14 protein-coding genes are annotated in these 16,755 nt (G+C 45.5%); 2 read left to right on the forward strand and 12 right to left on the reverse strand.

All coding sequences use genetic code 11. The annotated features are described in order from the left end of the window. Positions 1-192: 192 nt before the first annotated feature. The 3 genes from pflA to adhE form a co-directional block, all read right to left on the reverse strand. Positions 193-930: a pyruvate formate-lyase-activating protein gene (gene pflA, locus ACE3MZ_RS15425; RefSeq protein ID WP_411343035.1), complete on the reverse strand. Its 738-nt coding sequence runs from the start codon at positions 928-930 to the stop codon at positions 193-195. Positions 931-963: 33 nt separating this feature from the next. Then, complete coding sequence (gene pflB, locus ACE3MZ_RS15430; RefSeq protein WP_411343036.1) at positions 964-3,228, reverse strand: formate C-acetyltransferase; 2,265 nt, start codon at positions 3,226-3,228, stop codon at positions 964-966. 689 nt (positions 3,229-3,917) lie between these two features. Further along, positions 3,918-6,530 (reverse strand): bifunctional acetaldehyde-CoA/alcohol dehydrogenase, encoded by a 2,613-nt coding sequence (gene adhE, locus ACE3MZ_RS15435; RefSeq protein ID WP_411343037.1) that lies wholly within the window; start codon positions 6,528-6,530, stop codon positions 3,918-3,920. Between the two features lie 352 nt (positions 6,531-6,882). Between adhE and ACE3MZ_RS15440 the strand changes: the two genes are divergently transcribed. Further along, complete coding sequence (locus ACE3MZ_RS15440; RefSeq protein ID WP_411343038.1) at positions 6,883-7,611, forward strand: Crp/Fnr family transcriptional regulator; 729 nt, start codon at positions 6,883-6,885, stop codon at positions 7,609-7,611. Between the two features lie 124 nt (positions 7,612-7,735). Here ACE3MZ_RS15440 and ACE3MZ_RS15445 read toward each other — a convergent pair whose 3' ends face one another. The 7 genes from ACE3MZ_RS15445 to ACE3MZ_RS15475 all read right to left on the reverse strand — a co-directional run bounded on the left by ACE3MZ_RS15445 (position 7,736) and on the right by ACE3MZ_RS15475 (position 14,290). Further along, positions 7,736-8,053: a winged helix-turn-helix transcriptional regulator gene (locus ACE3MZ_RS15445; RefSeq protein WP_411343039.1), complete on the reverse strand. Its 318-nt coding sequence runs from the start codon at positions 8,051-8,053 to the stop codon at positions 7,736-7,738. Positions 8,054-8,249: 196 nt separating this feature from the next. Continuing rightward, the gene (locus tag ACE3MZ_RS15450; RefSeq protein ID WP_411343040.1) at positions 8,250-8,960 is read right to left on the reverse strand and encodes a uracil-DNA glycosylase; all 711 of its coding nucleotides are present in this window, start codon (positions 8,958-8,960) and stop codon (positions 8,250-8,252) included. Between the two features lie 348 nt (positions 8,961-9,308). Further along, positions 9,309-10,043 carry a ThuA domain-containing protein gene (locus ACE3MZ_RS15455; RefSeq protein WP_411343041.1) on the reverse strand — a complete coding sequence of 245 codons (735 nt, stop codon included), beginning with the start codon at positions 10,041-10,043 and terminating at the stop codon, positions 9,309-9,311. Between the two features lie 22 nt (positions 10,044-10,065). Then, on the reverse strand, positions 10,066-11,034 hold the full coding sequence (locus ACE3MZ_RS15460) for a sugar phosphate isomerase/epimerase family protein (RefSeq protein WP_411343042.1): 969 nt from the start codon (positions 11,032-11,034) through the stop codon (positions 10,066-10,068). A gap of 243 nt (positions 11,035-11,277) precedes the next feature. Next, positions 11,278-12,381, reverse strand: coding sequence for a Gfo/Idh/MocA family protein (locus ACE3MZ_RS15465; RefSeq protein ID WP_411343043.1), 1,104 nt, complete (start codon positions 12,379-12,381; stop codon positions 11,278-11,280). Continuing rightward, on the reverse strand, positions 12,374-13,141 hold the full coding sequence (locus ACE3MZ_RS15470) for a sugar phosphate isomerase/epimerase family protein (protein WP_411343044.1): 768 nt from the start codon (positions 13,139-13,141) through the stop codon (positions 12,374-12,376). The genes ACE3MZ_RS15465 and ACE3MZ_RS15470 overlap by 8 nt, the downstream gene beginning before the upstream one ends. Before the next feature lie 66 nt (positions 13,142-13,207). Then, the gene (locus tag ACE3MZ_RS15475; RefSeq protein WP_411343045.1) at positions 13,208-14,290 is read right to left on the reverse strand and encodes a Gfo/Idh/MocA family protein; all 1,083 of its coding nucleotides are present in this window, start codon (positions 14,288-14,290) and stop codon (positions 13,208-13,210) included. Positions 14,291-14,556: 266 nt separating this feature from the next. Here ACE3MZ_RS15475 and ACE3MZ_RS15480 point away from each other — a divergent pair, with 266 nt between their 5' ends. Next, positions 14,557-15,381 (forward strand): AraC family transcriptional regulator, encoded by an 825-nt coding sequence (locus ACE3MZ_RS15480; protein ID WP_411343046.1) that lies wholly within the window; start codon positions 14,557-14,559, stop codon positions 15,379-15,381. A gap of 158 nt (positions 15,382-15,539) precedes the next feature. On the opposite strand, the gene ACE3MZ_RS15485 is transcribed toward ACE3MZ_RS15480, so the two are convergent. Continuing rightward, a complete protein-coding gene (locus tag ACE3MZ_RS15485) occupies positions 15,540-15,803 on the reverse strand; it encodes an AbrB/MazE/SpoVT family DNA-binding domain-containing protein (protein WP_411343047.1) in 264 nt (87 codons plus the stop codon). A 524-nt stretch (positions 15,804-16,327) separates the two neighbouring features. Continuing rightward, positions 16,328-16,696 carry a hypothetical protein gene (locus tag ACE3MZ_RS15490; RefSeq protein ID WP_411343048.1) on the reverse strand — a complete coding sequence of 123 codons (369 nt, stop codon included), beginning with the start codon at positions 16,694-16,696 and terminating at the stop codon, positions 16,328-16,330. Positions 16,697-16,755: the final 59 nt, after the last annotated feature.

Below are 16,755 nucleotides of genomic sequence, written 5' to 3' on the forward strand. Positions count from 1 at the left end.
CGATCCGGTATGGTATGTATTGTTATTCAGTATAAAGTGCCATTCCCTATGCAACAATTGGACAAATTGTACAAAAAAACACCCTGTCCGAAGACAGGGTGCATAGAAGATGAAACGATAAACCTGTGTGTAAACACACATTCATAAGTGAGGATAATGATAAGAGAAGTCTGTATACCTGAGGCAAATTCTTTATACGCAGGCTCCTTGACGACGTCCCTGTTCGATCAAGCGATACGCCCGTTCCACTTCAGCATCGGTCGGTGATGGCACGCCATCCAGCGGATAGAGGCGGCCCAGCGACTCCCATTTATAGATGCCCATCTGGTGGTATGGCAGAATCTCGAATTTCTCCACACCATGCAATGTAGCGATAAATTCGCCGAGTGCGATCAGGTCTTCTTCCGCATCGTGAATACCTGGTACAAAGACATGCCGTATCCACATTTTGCGTCCATGATCCGATAACCACCGAGCCAGTTTCAGTGTGCGCTCATTGGATACGCCGGTCAGTTTTTTGTGCTTTTCATTATTAATATGCTTGAGGTCGAGCATGACCAGATCGGTCACATCCAATAGATCGTGGATCTTCTCCCCATCGTTGTAGCCGTTACTATCAAGGGTTGTATGCAGATTCCAGCGTTCTTTGACCTCTTTAAACAAAGCTTTTACGAAAGGGGCTTGCAATGTCGGTTCGCCGCCCGAGACGGTGAGTCCACCGCCAGAACTGCGATAGTAGCTTAGATAAGGTTGGATTTCGGCGAGAACCTCCTCCAATTCCATCACCTTGCCTCCGTCCAGATTCCAGGTATCGGGATTGTGACAATACTGGCATTTCATCAGGCACCCCTGCATAAATAGTACGAATCGAATACCTGGACCATCGACAGTACCGAAGGTCTCCAGCGAGTGAACACGGCCTGTTACCATGATCATTCAGCCCCTTTCATTAGTATTGCAATATTACATTGCGTTGTGGAACGTACGGTTGATTACATCAAGCTGTTGTTCTCTGCTCAGTTTGATAAAGTTGACGGCATAACCGGAGACACGGATCGTCAGCTGTGGATAGTTCTCTGGATGATCCATTGCATCCATCAGTTGTTCGCGGTCAAATACGTTGACATTCAGATGGTGAGCGTCGCTACCGAAGTAACCGTCCAGCATCGCTACCAAATTGGCTTTGCGTGTTTCTTCTTCTTTACCCAGTGCTTTTGGCACGATGGAGAAGGTGTTGGAGATACCATCCAGGCTATCTTCGTATGGCAGTTTGGCAACGGAACTCAGAGATGCCAGTGCACCTTTTTTGTCGCGTCCGTGCATTGGGTTAGCACCTGGTGCGAACGGTTCGCCTGCTTTACGTCCATCAGGGGTAGTACCTGTTTTCTTACCGTATACGACGTTCGATGTGATTGTCAGTACGGATTGTGTTGGCATTGCGTTACGGTACGTTTTGTGCTGACGAATCATGCTCATGAACGTTTCAACGAGTTCAACAGCGATCTGATCGACACGATCATCGTTGTTACCATAGCAAGGGTAGTCGCCTTCAATTTCAAAATCAACGGCGATGCCTTGTTCGTTGCGAATCGGTTTTACTTTGGCATATTTGATAGCGCTCAGGGAGTCAGCTGCAACCGACAGACCAGCGATACCGCAAGCCATCGTACGCAGAATGTCACGGTCGTGCAATGCCATTTCGATACGTTCGTAGCTGTATTTGTCGTGCATGTAGTGGATGATGTTCAGTGCATCCATGTACACTTTGGACAGCCATTGCATCATTGGTTTGTAACGATTCAGCACTTCATCGTAGTCAAGATACTCGGAAGTGATTGCCGGGAATTCAGGACCAACTTGTGCGCCCGATTTCTCGTCTTTACCACCGTTGATAGCATACAGCAATGTTTTGGCAAGGTTGGCACGTGCGCCGAAGAATTGCATTTGTTTACCGATGCGCATTGCAGATACGCAGCAAGCGATACCGTAGTCATCGCCGTAGATTGGACGCATCAGATCATCATTTTCATACTGGATGGAGCTTGTTTCGATAGAAACTTTAGCACAGTATTTTTTGAAGCCTTCTGGCAGTTGATCGGACCACAGTACGGTCAGGTTCGGTTCCGGTGCAGGCCCCAGATTGTAGAGGGTGTGCAGGAAGCGGAAGCTGTTTTTGGTAACGCGTGTTTTGCCGTCCATTGCCATACCGCCGATGGATTCCGTTACCCAAGTAGGGTCACCACTGAACAATTCATTGTAATCTGGTGTACGCAGGAATTTGACGATCCGCAGTTTCATAACGAAATGGTCAACCAGTTCCTGTGCTTGTTCTTCCGTCAGTGTGCCTTCTTTTACATCGCGTTCGATGTAAATATCCAGGAAGGAAGATACACGTCCAAGCGACATTGCCGCACCGTTTTGTTCTTTGACAGCTGCAAGGTAACCGAAGTACAACCATTGGAATGCTTCTTTGGCATTTTGTGCTGGTTTGGAAATATCGAAACCGTGTTCAGCTGCCATTTGTTTCAGTTCGTTCAATGCTCTGTACTGTTCGCTGATTTCTTCACGTTGGCGAATGGTTGTTTCATCCATGTATTCGCCCAGTGTTTCATCATGCTCACGTTGTTTTTGCTGCATCAGGAAGTTTACACCGTACAGTGCAACCCGGCGATAGTCACCGATAATGCGACCACGACCGTAAGCATCTGGCAGACCAGTAACGATACCGGATTTACGTGCTGCGCGAATCTCAGCAGTGTAAGCATCGAATACACCTTGGTTGTGCGTTTTGCGAATATCAGTGAAGATGTCGATGACAGATTGTGGAACTTCGAATCCGTATGCTTTACAAGCGTCAATTACCATCCGAATACCACCGTAAGGTTGAATCGAACGTTTGAAAGGTGCATCTGTTTGAACACCGACGATTTGTTCTTTGTCTTTGTCTAGATAACCCGGACGGTGCGATACTATCGATCCTGGTGTGTTTACGTCTACATCCCATACACCGCCACGCTCGCGCTCTTCTCTGGACAGCTGGGAAACGATTTTCCACAGATCGTTTGTATTCTGAGTTGGACCTGCGAGGAAGTTTTCGTTGCCAACATAAGGTTTGATATTTTCGTCAATAAAGTTTTTGGTGTCTACATGAGTTGTCCATTTGCCTGTGTTAAAACCTCTCCAGGCTTGTTGCGATTGATCTTGTACGTTTCTTTCGATTACCGACATTGATAATCCCTCCATTATTTGTGAATTAAATCACAAATTTTGTTATGAGTTTGACTTAGTTGTCTCGCCGCCGGTAACTTGTGTTCCGGCTATGTCCTTATTATGCAGGATGATGGATGGTATTAATGTGATTTTTATCACAATTACACAGTTTCATTATGATTTTTATCACTTTCTGTCATTGATACAGTAAAATTTTAAATATGATACAGATAATCCTCCTCATCCCCGGACATATGGTAAAAATGTAACGTTGCGAATCCCATATTCCGCTTCAGGCTTGATACAGACAGGCAGCAAATCCAGATACAGTTGAAGCGATTTTGAATAGTGCAAAATGGAACTGCTGCAATTTGAAATGCCTTCCGCTTCCTTCAAGTTATATCCACATACGATATGGGATTGTCGTTGATCCCTCCTTGTTCGTCCTAATTAAAGCAATATCCGCTGATTGCAATCAGGTACGCCGTAGTTGTCACTTCAATATACGGACACGTTTTGAAAGTAAGTGTCCACCTCATCACCTCCTTTCCGGAATGAGAAAAAAGGCTGCTGTCAATCCGTACTCACAGCGGATGACAGCAGCCCATATTATTAGGGAGGAGAAACTACATATGACACATAGGGTGATACATGGGAAGCATGCAACTGTTCATTCGCAACTTCGGCTTATACAGCCGTTAGATCATTTATTCAAATTTGCCATAGAACGCGTTGCGGTATACATCAGCCAGTTCGGTAACGAGTGGCATTTTTGGATTGGCTGTGGTGCATTGGTCTTCAAATGCGCGGTCTGCCAAATAGTCGACATGTGCTTCAAAGTCCTTAGCGTCAAAGCCCAATTCTTGGAATGTCTCAGGGATACCCAGTTTTCGGTTCAGATCGCGAACAGCGTTCACGAGGCTGTTCACACCTTCTTCAGTTGTACGTGCAGGCAGTCCCAGAATGCGGGCGATTTCAGCATAACGTTCGTCAGCGATAAAGTGCGAATATTTAGGGAACGATGCGAATTTGGTCGGTTTTTTCGCATTGTAACGGATCACGTGTGGCATCAGGATCGCATTGGTACGTCCGTGTGCAGTGTGATATTGTCCGCCCCATTTGTGTGCGAGACTGTGGTTAATACCCAAGAAGGCGTTGGCAAATGCCATACCAGCAATTGTGGAAGCATTGTGCATTTTCTCACGAGCCAGTTTGTCGCCAACCAGTGCCGACTGCTCCAAGTATTGGAATACCAATTGGATCGCTTTGATCGCCAAACCGTCCGTGAAGTCATTTGCCATATTCGATACATATGCTTCGATCGCGTGAGTCAGCACGTCCATACCGGTATCTGCTACCGCTACGCGTGGCAGGGTGTAGACGAATTCTGGATCGACAATTGCTACGTCTGGAGTCAGCTCATAGTCAGCCAGTGGATATTTGGTATTGCCTTTTTCCTTGTCAGTGATAACAGCGAACGAAGTAACTTCCGAACCTGTACCCGATGTCGTTGGAATCGCCACGAATTGCGCTTTTTGACCCAAGTTTGGATATTTGTAGATCCGTTTGCGGATATCCATAAATTTCTGTTTCAGGTTGTCAAAGCTTACATCTGGGTATTCGTAGAACAACCACATGCCTTTGGCAGCATCCATTGGCGAACCGCCACCCAGTGCGATAATGCAGTCTGGCTGGAAGCGTTCCATCATTTGACGTCCACGTTCTACCGTCAATGTCGATGGATCTGGTTCCACTTCGGAGAACACTTCGATTGCTACTGGTGTTTTACGTTGACGCAGATAGTGTTCGACTTTTTCAACATAGCCCAGTTGTACCATCATCGGGTCCGTTACGATCGCGACACGATTGATGTTTGGCATTTTGGCAAGGTATTGCGTCGATCCTTTTTCAAAGTATACTTTCGATGGGATTTTGAACCATTGCATATTCACGGTACGGCGAGCCACCCTTTTAATGTTAATCAGATTGACAGCAGTGACGTTCGACGATGTCGAGTTGCGTCCATACGATCCGCAGCCCAGTGTGAGCGAAGGCAAGTTCGTATTATAAATGTCACCGATTGCGCCGTGTGTCGAAGGCGAGTTCACGATAATCCGTCCGGTTTGCAGACGATCCGCAAATTTCTGAATCACTTCTTCATTGTTCGAATGGATCGCCGAGGAGTGACCCATACCGCCGAATTCAACAATCTGAGCGGCACGTTCAATTCCTTGCTCGGCATTTTTCACTTTATAACAAGCCAGTACAGGGCTTAATTTCTCAGCAGACAGCGGATACTTAGTACCTACACCTTCCAGCTCGGCAATCAGAATTTTGGTATCGGCTGGCACGGTGATTCCGCTCATTTCAGCAATTTTAGCAGCAGGTTGTCCCACAATTACCGGATTCACTGCGCATTTGTCTACGTTCATTGCGCCGGCAGTCAGTTTGCCGACTTCTTCTTTGGTGAGGAAATAGCAGCCATTGTCGATCATCAATTTTTTCACTTGATCGAATACTGGTTCTTCAATAATAACCGCTTGCTCGGAAGCACAAATCATACCATTATCAAACGATTTCGATAGGATCAGATCATTAACCGCCTGCTTCAGATCAGCACTTTTCTCAATAAAGGCAGGAACGTTACCAGGACCTACGCCGAGTGCCGGTTTACCGCAGCTATATGCCGCTTTTACCATTGCGCCACCACCAGTAGCGAGAATGAGCGCTACATCAGGGTGATTCATCAGTGCATTCGTTTTATCCATCGACGGATTATCGATCCATTGAATACAGTCAGCAGGTGCACCTTGTTTGACAGCTGCTTCCAGCAGTGTTTTGGCAGCTTCGCGGCTACATTGCTGTGCAGATGGGTGGAAGCCGAAGATGATCGGGTTACGCGTTTTGATTGCGATCAATGCTTTGAACATTGTTGTGGATGTCGGGTTGGTTACCGGCGTAATCCCCATGATAATACCAACTGGTTCAGCGATCTTTTGGAAACTGTCATACGCGTTATCCTCGATTACACCGACGGTTTTCTCATTTTTGATGCTGTGGTAAATGTATTCGGTAGCAAACAGGTTCTTGGTAATTTTATCTTCATATACCCCCCGACCTGTTTCTTCTACTGCCATTTTGGCAAGTTGCATATGTTTGTCCAGTCCAGCAAGTGCCATTGCCTGTACAATGTTATCAATTTGTTCCTGATCCATTTTCATAAAAGCGGCAGTGGCTTTTTTACCTTTGTCGATTAACTTTTGAACTTCTTCCTGTGCAGTCAATTCAACGGTACGAGCGGCATCATTTTTTACAGCCATTTCTCTCATCCTCCTCAGAATGTGTGTTGCTTTTGTCTACGCACTGATCATAGCATAGAGACATACATCATAATGTGATTTTTTTCACAATCAATTTTAATTTTTAAAAATTTTGTTTTCGCGTTTTTTCTTTTTGCATTTTGAATTAACTAGAGTTATACTATAAGTGAAAATAATCACAAATTTTTAAAGTTTAATGTTTCTTTACTTTTAACCGATATGGATAAGAGTCATATGAAGAGATTACACATCAAAAGTGGAAGAACTCAAATAATCTTACTAATTTTTCCTATAATTTAATGCAATCTGGTTATTTTCTACGTATAATGGGGACAAAAGGAGAGGACGAATCATGAATAATCAAATGGAACGCATCACTCAGAACGAAAACAGCAATACGCACAGTTTCTCGCCCGTTAATATGGAACGCTTACTGTCGTACGCAACGGAGCGCAATGTGCCTGCCGGTTCGCATCTGTTCTGGGAAGGCGATTTGTCGGACAAATTATACTACATTAAAAGTGGACGTGTAAAATTGACCAAATCGACCGATGAAGGGAAAGAGCTGATCCTGTACATGTACCAGAGTGGTGACATGATTGGACAAGCAGACCTGTTCTCGGGTAACCGTCTCGGCTTTACCGCCGAAGCATTGGAAGATACGGAAGTAGCGGTTGTCGATCACAAAGACTTAGAGCTAATCATCTGCCAGCATTGTGATTTTGCAATTGATTTTATGAAATGGATGGGTACGCATCATCGGCTGACTCAGACCAAAGTACGCGATCTGATGCTGTACGGCAAACCAGGTGCCCTGTGCTCGACACTGATTCGTCTGAGCAATACGTACGGCGAAGACTATAATGAAGATGGCTCGATTCTGATCAACAAGAAAATTACACATACCGATCTGTCGAATATGATTGGTGCTACGCGTGAGAGCGTCAACCGGATGCTGAGCGATCTGCGCAAAAAAGATACGATCGAATATGAGCATGGCATGATCATTATTCATGATCTGGAAGCTTTGCAAGAAGTATGTCACTGCGAACTGTGCCCAAAAGAAATCTGCCGGATCTGATTCCCCCTCCCCCACCACGTATAACCAGATTGCCAGATACAGCAAAAAAGCTTTCCACCGGAATATACCGGGGAAAGCTTTTTCTCTATGGCCGAAACTCCAACAGATCAGCCTGATTGACGTGTTAGTCCACCCACTGCTCCGCCCAGTTCTGGATTTGATCCATCACAGGCTGCAAGGCGCGTCCTTTTTCCGTCAGTTCATACTCAATCCGTACCGGAGTCTCCGGGTATACCTGGCGTACCAGAATACCGCTTGCTTCCAGATCCTTCATACGTTCCGAGAGCATCTTGTCGCTCATCATCGGGATGAGATTGGATATGTCTTTGAACCGTTTAGGTCCGCTCATCAGGGACTGAATAATTAGACCGTTCCATCGTTTCCCGAGAAAAGAGAACGCTGTCTCAAACCGCGGACATAAACCCAGCTGATGCTGTTCCATCGTTTCACCTCTTTACTGGTCCGTAGCCCGATATCATCATGCCTATCGTACCGGAACTCTCAATGTAAACTTACAATAAGTTAGCACATATAGTTTAACACATTTCCAGCTATAAGAAAACGAAAACCTGCCGATTTCAGCGCTTTCTGTCGTATTTTTACAACAACTCCTATTGGAAATAACTACTTATAATAAATCATTGTTCTGACTTATACTTTATGACTTCTTTGACAAAATCACGTAGCCGATGTAGATCATCCTGAATCGTCTGTTCTAGCGAACGATTGTATAAAATCGCTGCTGGATGATACAACGGAAAAATCCAGTATTGACGTTCCGACCATGTATACCCTTGTTCCGGATGATACGGATCAACTTGGCGAATAGCAGTTTGCCGCGGTTGTCCATGAATTTGCGATACGCTGGAACTGTTACCAATCAGTCGATGCAGTCCGATATTGCCCAGTGTAATCAGCACTTGCGGCTGAACAGTAGCAATCTCATAATCCAGAATGGGTGCATACGCCAGTATTTCCTTCGTTGTTGGCGTACGATTGGATCGACTTAATCGCTCCGGATGATTCTTAACTGGCTTATCACGATACGGACGACTACGCACGGCACTCGTAATATACAGATCATCGCGAGTCCATTGTAAAATATCCAGATACCCATCCAGCACCTTGCCTGCCTGCCCACAAAAAGGACGCCCCTGCTCAATCTCATTCGCTCCTGGCGCTTCGCCAACCAGCATAAGAGAACCTGGCCATTTGCCAAAGCCGGTCAAAAAGCCTTCCATTCGTAATCCTTCGACTCGTTTAAGACAGGATTGGATCAGCTCCGGTGGTAACGGAACATGACCGATTCGAAAAGTAGATTCATGGCTGCTGTTCCTATATTCGGTCAATTCCAACGCCTCCTCTAACGTAACAACATGACCTTGACCTGCGATTGTGAGGTTCAAGAGTATGAAGCAGATACAACAACCCTATCCTTTATTACCCTCATTACAATGATAACGAAAAAGGTGCGCCTGCCGGTTGAGATCAACCATGCAGATGCACCCTAGAAATCATGCTCTATGCTGTCTTGAATCATTGTGGCATTATACAGAACTTGTATTACATAAAAGTCAGGCGTCCCGTCCGTCCATCTGCTCAATCACAACAGGTTGCTTACAGTATGATTAAAGTGGGCTTGTCGATATACCATCAACAGGCGTACTAACCTTTCTCTTATGCAGGCAAAGCTGCCGTTATGATACGGTCAGTTTGCTGCCGATTGCACGTTGCGGTTCGGTGCGTCCAAATGCTGGACGTGCGTTGCTGGCAGGATATGCCCAGCGTACCGCATTGGCAATGATATGCATAATGTCTTGATTATAATACGTAGGGTATGTTTCATGACCTGGACGGAAGTAGAAGATTTTCCCGTGACCACGACGATACGTACAGCCGCTGCGGAATACTTCCCCACCTTCAAAGTTGCTCAGGTACACCAGTTCATCCGGCGCCGGTACATCGAAGAATTCACCATACATTTCTTCTTTGTCCAGTGTGATCGAAGGGTTAACGCCCTGTGCGATCGGATGTGTCGGGTTGACACACCACAGGATCTCCTGCTCGTCGGCTACGCGCCATTTCAGGTCGCAGCTGGTGCCCATCAGTTGTTTGAATGGTTTGGAAAAGTGTCCAGAATGAAGCACGATAAGACCCATGCCTTCATTTACGCGTCGTACGACTGCTTCGGCGATATCATCGTCGACCAGATCGTGGGCAGTATGTCCCCACCAGAGCATAACATCCGTAGAGTTCAGAACGGATTCCGTCAGACCGTGCTCATCCTGATCCAGCGTTGCTGTGCGGCAGGCGAAGCCTTCTTTGGTCAATCCGTCTGCAAGTACTTTGTGAATTCCATCCGGGTATACGGCTTTTACATCATCGCGGATTTGCTCATGTACAAACTCATTCCAGACTGTTACGTTAATCATACTGTTAGTGCCTCCCTGTTGTTTAGACCCACCACATCTCGCCAAGCTCTTCTTCGATCATAACCTGCTGCAAGTTGTGGACGGCTTTAGTAAATCCTTCGTTTACGGACATCAATCCGTCTTCGTGCTCTATGCTAACTACATAATCGTAACCTACAAGACGTAGCGTGCTAATAATGTCAGCCCATGTTTTCAAGTCGTGCCCATAACCGACGGTGCGGAATTGCCATGCCCGATCATTCATCTCCTCATAGGAGTGCATGTCCGTTACGCCGTTCATATTCATATTATCGGTATCCGTGATCGTATCTTTAGCATGAAAGTGATGAATTGCGCCATTTTTCCCCAAAATTTTTATTGCTGCGACAGGATCAATTCCTTGCCACCACATATGACTTGGATCAAGGTTGGCTCCAATTGCTTCACCGGCTGCTTCGCGCAGCTTCAGCATCGTACCCGGTGTGTGAACGGAGAAGCCGCCATGCAGCTCAATACCGACTTTTACATTGTGATCCGAAGCAAGTTTACCGTTCTCGGTCCAGTATGGAATGACTTTTGTATTCCACTGCCAGTCCAGCAATTCGCTGTAATCTGTTGGCCATGGTGCGACTGGCCAGTTTGGATATTTGGCATTGTCACTATCGCCCGGACAACCGGAAAAAGTGTTCACAACCGGTACATCCAATTTTTGCGCCAGTTTGACCGATTTTACAAAGTCGTCATGCGCTTCTTGAGCAATCGCCTTTTGTGGATGCAGCGGATTGCCATGACAGCTTAATGCGCTGATGATCAAACCACGGGATTCTACTGCTTTTTTGAATTCGCGCAATTTGCCTGCGTCTGCCAGCAGTTCGTCTGGCTTGCAGTGTACCGCACCCGGATTACCGCCCGAACCGATCTCTACCGCCTTAACGCCTTTTTCGGCAACATAGTCAAGCGCCTCCTCAAAGCTTTTATTGTTCAGCAATACCATAAATACGCCCAATTTCATTCGTGTTTCCTCCTGGTTCAACTGTTTTGTGTAGATAAAGGGGAATGGATGTTGTGTTTGATTGGTTCGAATGAGCTTCTACTTATTAATACGAACTCCATACCAATAAAGTTTAAAATTTCAAGAAATTCATTAATAAAATTTTACTTATTTGTCATATAAAAATTATTGTTTAGGACACCTATGTTTCGTGACGAGGATTGCAATACACTACCTGGTCACGAAACACGAGGTTCTTTTCTTTTATACAGATGCCGGTTGTTGTTGAAGTTCAATCGCTCTGCCGGTACGTGCAGATTCATAGATTGCTTCAAGAATCTGTGTAACGATCAGCGCTTGTTCTGGCTTCACCAGAGGCTCTGTATCATTCACGATTGCTTCCAACCACATACGAGCTTCTCGTGCACCTGCATCTTCCGTTTCTCCGGAGTAAAAGGCAACACCGCCGGAATCTAGATCAATCTTGCTATCGATCAAACGCCCATTTTTCTCCCCGTTGATATGCAGTCCATCGCTCATATCAGCGCCACCCTCGGTTCCGCACAGCAAAGTCTGCGCTTCACCAAACTGGCGAATATTCAGCGCCCAACTGGATTCGAGCGCAATTACTGCGCCATTTTCCATTGTAATAAAGCCGAATGCTGAATCTTCTACCTTAAATTGCTCTGGGTCCCACGGACCAAACGCATTGGCAGAGTTAGGGCGTGGACCGAGCTTATGGAAGGTGGAGCCAAGCACACTTTTGGGCTTGTAATTATCCATCAGCCACAATGTCAGATCCAGTGCATGGGTACCGATATCGATCAACGGTCCGCCACCCTGCTTGTCCTCATCTAAGAATACGCCCCACGTTGGTACGGCACGGCGACGCAGTGCAATCGCCTTACCATAATATACCTCGCCCAGATCGCCATCTGTGACCATTTGCTTCAAATATAGACTGTCGTCGCGGAAACGGTTTTGATAAGCGATGGATAACTTCTTACCTGTACGTTTGGCTGCATCAACCATTTGCTGCGCTTCAGCAGTAGTTTTTGCCATCGGCTTTTCACACAGTACATGCTTGCCAGACTCTAATGCTGCGATACTGATGACAGCATGCGAATCATTCGGTGTACAGACATGAATGACGTCAATACTGCGATCGGCAAGCAGTTCCTTGTAATCGGTATAGACCTTGGCGTCCGTCACTCCATATTGTTCCGCTGCTTCCGCCGCGCGCTCCTGCACGATATCGCAGAACGCAACAAGCTTAGCAAGTGGCTGCTTGGCGAGACTTGGTAAATGCTTGCCGCTCGCAATACCGCCGCATCCGATAATACCGATATTAAGGGTTTGCTCAGACATTCACGACGCCTCCTTTGGCGCCATAACTTTTCACCCAATTGATGCTCTGTTCGATACTTGTTAAGGGAGCTTGCAGACTGTTATCCTGCTCCACGATGATCCATTCTGCTCCTGCTTTGTCCGCTGCATCGCCAATGCGTGCAACTGGCACTTCGCCTTCGCCCAATTCCAGCATTTGAATGCCATCATCGGTACGTTTAAAGTCTTTCCAGTGGACAAGCGGCAGGCGACCAGCATATTTCTCAATATATTCAATCGGATCGTAACCGCTATATTGTACCCATGCCGTATCCAGCTCGACCTGAATCAGATCTGCGGGCAATTCGGAATAGAGGGCATCGAATACGGTGCTGTCACCAATCTTCTCTGTAAATTCAAAGTCATGGTTATGGTATAGCAAAATCACATCGTTCTGATTGCAAATGTCGGCGAATGTACGCAAGTTGGCGAAGATTTCCGGCCAGTTGCTGCGCTGCTCCTCGGACAGGAATGGTACGATAATATATTTGTTACCAATCGCTTTGTTATAGTCGATCAGCGATTGAGCATCATTCAACAGATCATTGTATTGCGTATGGGAGCCGACGACTTCCAGATTGTTCTTTTTCAACAGCTCGTTAATCTGGTCAGCACTGCGTCCGTAAAATCCGGCAAATTCTACACCTTGATAACCAAGCTGAGCAATCTTCTCAATCGTACCTTCAAAATCGCGTTCCAGATCTTCACGTACGGTAAATAGCTGCAATCCAACTTTTAACATAATAGTATTCACTCCTGTAAGTGGTTTCGTTTCATGCTGCGATGATGTTCATTCTGGATGTGATTATTATTGGTATACATTGCCTTGACGATAACCCGCACGACTCTCGATGATCACATGCTTGCCTTCTAATGAAGAACGTTGAAACGCATGCATTACTTCCAATACGTGAAATGCCAGTTCTCCGCTTGCACGGTGTGGACGATTGTCATAGATGGCAGATACCATCTCATTCAATCCTTTGCCACGCTCATTGCTGATCGGCTCGAATACGGGCGTTACAATCTCGTAGCTCTCCGCACCCGGACGCTTCAGGCGTACATCACCGTCGAAGAAATTGGGATCAGGAATATCGAGCGTACCTTCGGTGCCATAAATTTCGATGCGCGGCAGCTGTGAACCGCCCGGAATATCGAAGCTAGTAACAAGTGTAGCGATGGCACCATTTTCAAAATCAATTGTTCCAGCCAGATGCGTCGGCGTTTGTACACGAATGGATGAATTCGCTTTTGGTCCGGTATGCACTTTGCGATCTGGAATCTGAATGCCCGTTGACGAGCTGACCCGTGTCATCGAGCCAAGCAAGCTTGTAAGCGCGGTCAAATAATAAGGTCCCATATCGAACATTGGACCACCACCCGGCGCATAGAAAAATTCAGGATCAGGATGCCATGACTCCGGTCCAGCGCCCATCATAAAAGCAGATGCCGCAATCGGACGTCCAATCAATCCTTCATCAATCGCTTTCCGCGCTGTTTCCAACCCTGCTCCCAGAAAGGTATCCGGCGCACTACCGACACGTTTGCCGACTTCTTTGGCTTTTTCCAGTGTACGGCGCCCATCATCCAGCGAAACGGCGAATGGCTTCTCCGCATAAACGTGCTTGCCTGCTGCGAGCGCTGATAAGTTAACGCTGGCGTGTGCTGCTGGAATCGTTAAATTGATAATCAATTCAATATCATCCTGCTTCAGGATTTCTTCTGGAGTGAAGGCGCTTGCAATACCGAACTCTTTTGCTCGTTCTTCGGCTCGTTCCTTCACCATGTCAGCACAGGCTACAATTTCGACAACCGGACTTGATTTCAAGTTGGTAAAGTAAATGGAACTAATATTGCCGCATCCGATTAATCCGGCTCTCATTCGTTGCACAGGTAATCCTCCTTTGGCGTTTGCCAATGTATGATAAACCCGGTATGTACGATGGACTTATCCATACGATTGCTTGCCATTTATTGGTATAAATCGTTATACAGCATATTATGCAAAAAATAGTACGTTGCATGGCGTGCAAAATATGTTGTTTTATGTTCGTTACCATAGTATTACGAAACCGTATCAATTAAAATGAATAATATGATTAAAACATGAACTATTTGGTCATAATTTAAATTTGTTGCTGAAATGAGGATTACATAATGGATGGACACGGAGAAGATTGCAAAGTATATACAGCCGGGTACTCCTTTCACCGGAAACCCTTTTATATGAATGAACCGGATGGGATTCACAACTATTTGTTTCGTCTGCAAACGGAAGGCAGCTGTCAATTACGCTGTGATGGAGAACTCGTTCAGGTAGAAACGGGCGAATTGCATATGTACGATCCTGATGAGCCGTATGAGCTGCGAATCGGCGATACCGTGGATGTAACGGGCAAACGTGTGATTGAGAGCGGAGATTATCATATCTTTTTCGGGGGAGTCTGGGCGGATGAATGGTGGCACAAAATAAAACGTCCCTGCAAAATAAAAATTCCTCTTACTGATAATATTATGGATCTGATGCGCCAGATTGCTATGGAGAAACGAAGGATTGATAATCCCCATCCTGAAATTTCCAGTCATTACATGAAGATCCTTTGCCTGTCGATTGACCGCTACTTATCAGAACAGCCAGTTGGCGCGCCTCGTACTTATCTGGCTTATCAGATCAAGAGTTATATTGAGGAAAACGCATCTTCGGCGTTTAAATTAGAGGATATTGCGCTTCATATCGGCATTAGCGTATCACGCGCAGTTCATCTGTTCAAAGAGGCATTTGATACAACGATTATGCAATATGCGCTCGATGTTCGTTTAAATATGGCGCAGGAGCGAATCATGTTCAGTCCCATGCCGCTAGAGGAAGTAGCAGAGTCGTCTGGATTTGCGAATTATACGTATTTTCACCGGGTGTTCCGCTCCCGTTTCGGCATGTCGCCGAAAGAGTTTCGATTATCCAAACGCGAGCATATTACGTAAGCTTTTCAATTTTGGCGCATAGGCTGCATGAAAGTATGTGCTAACACATGAAGGTATACGCTACCAATAGATAGAAACGAGTAAAAACGATATGAAAAAGGCATTCCGGCAGATGATCGCTGGAATGCCTTTCGTATTTATAATAACTGGTATCGATTTCAGTGCTTTTGAGAATTATGGATTTGCGTCAGTTCATTGATGACACTACGGCTGATCAGCTTGCCTTTGAAATATACGAGGTCTTCGGTATCACCTGTAAAGATGCAGGAAGGCTCGTATTTTTTCAAGATAATGCGGTCGCTATCTACGAAAATTTCCAATCCGTCTTTTACATCAATATTCATAATGCGGCGAAGTTCGATCGGAATGACCACTCTGCCCAACTCATCGACTTTTCTCACAATGCCTGTTGCTTTCATCATTCTGGTTCTCCTCCAATATCATCATTCTACATTTATCTACAAAATTTTTAATCGTAATAGTTATTATTAAACCACATCAATACTACAATGCCAAGTTAATATTTTACTTTATATGAATCATTTTAAATATTTTACTGTCATCAATCCAATGATTAAGGAACCTTCCTAGTTTGCTTGTATGACCGCTGCCCTCGGTTTTATGAGGATATAGAGTTATAAACAGAATTTCGACTTTTTAATCGCTTACTGGCTGAAAACGTCGAAAGTTGGTAACAATTCGCAGTTTGGCGAATCTTTGACGCTTCATTTTCATCTACAATTACCGACACAAACTGTCATAATAAAGGTTAAACATATTTTATCGAAAGCATCTTCTGTATCCAAGCTCGCCGTGCTTGTAGATGGTCTTTCATTTTCACATCTATGTATACATAATAAAAAACCGCAATATTTCCGCTAATTGCATCGGAAATATTGCGGTTTTCCATCATTTACGATATGACACTTATCTGTCTTACAGAAACTTAATCGACCTGTTCATCGTTCTCAGTCTGTCTGCGTTTCATTGCACGTCGTTCGTCCAGCGCTTCACTAACTGCAAACGCAAGATCGTCATTTCCATACATCGCTAGTACACCCAGTAATGTATCTTTCTCGATCTCACCTGCTTCTTCTTTGGATACGGTAAGACGAATCCCCTGTTCCAGACGAGGATTGTCGATCTGATCAGGATAAGCGCTACCATATAACTCACGCGCATCAAAATCATTATTGACACACCACTGCGTGAATACGAGAATCATCATGTCCTCATCCCGGCGATAGCTCTCTACAATCTGCTCTTCACGTCGCTTGAGCTGCTCCTCGCGGGTAATATCATCAAATTCATCCATGAATGCAAGCCTCCCTCTGTTCCTCATTGCTGTTCGCGATCTATACTTGCTACTCTCAG

The organism is Paenibacillus sp. WLX1005, assembly GCF_046603685.1.
Classification (GTDB): Bacteria; Bacillota; Bacilli; order Paenibacillales; family Paenibacillaceae; genus Saccharibacillus.

What these genes read in the sequence shown, in the direction of transcription:
- ACE3MZ_RS15465 (WP_411343043.1), bottom strand. Translation starts at nt 12,381, where the DNA reads ATGTCTGAGCAAACCCTTAATATCGGTATTATCGGATGCGGCGGTATT.
- ACE3MZ_RS15440 (WP_411343038.1), top strand. Translation starts at nt 6,883, where the DNA reads ATGAATAATCAAATGGAACGCATCACTCAGAACGAAAACAGCAATACG.
- ACE3MZ_RS15470 (WP_411343044.1), bottom strand. Translation starts at nt 13,141, where the DNA reads ATGTTAAAAGTTGGATTGCAGCTATTTACCGTACGTGAAGATCTGGAA.
- adhE (WP_411343037.1), bottom strand. Translation starts at nt 6,530, where the DNA reads ATGGCTGTAAAAAATGATGCCGCTCGTACCGTTGAATTGACTGCACAG.
- pflA (WP_411343035.1), bottom strand. Translation starts at nt 930, where the DNA reads ATGGTAACAGGCCGTGTTCACTCGCTGGAGACCTTCGGTACTGTCGAT.
- ACE3MZ_RS15445 (WP_411343039.1), bottom strand. Translation starts at nt 8,053, where the DNA reads ATGGAACAGCATCAGCTGGGTTTATGTCCGCGGTTTGAGACAGCGTTC.
- ACE3MZ_RS15480 (WP_411343046.1), top strand. Translation starts at nt 14,557, where the DNA reads ATGGATGGACACGGAGAAGATTGCAAAGTATATACAGCCGGGTACTCC.
- ACE3MZ_RS15490 (WP_411343048.1), bottom strand. Translation starts at nt 16,696, where the DNA reads ATGGATGAATTTGATGATATTACCCGCGAGGAGCAGCTCAAGCGACGT.
- ACE3MZ_RS15455 (WP_411343041.1), bottom strand. Translation starts at nt 10,043, where the DNA reads ATGATTAACGTAACAGTCTGGAATGAGTTTGTACATGAGCAAATCCGC.
- pflB (WP_411343036.1), bottom strand. Translation starts at nt 3,228, where the DNA reads ATGTCGGTAATCGAAAGAAACGTACAAGATCAATCGCAACAAGCCTGG.
- ACE3MZ_RS15485 (WP_411343047.1), bottom strand. Translation starts at nt 15,803, where the DNA reads ATGATGAAAGCAACAGGCATTGTGAGAAAAGTCGATGAGTTGGGCAGA.
- ACE3MZ_RS15460 (WP_411343042.1), bottom strand. Translation starts at nt 11,034, where the DNA reads ATGAAATTGGGCGTATTTATGGTATTGCTGAACAATAAAAGCTTTGAG.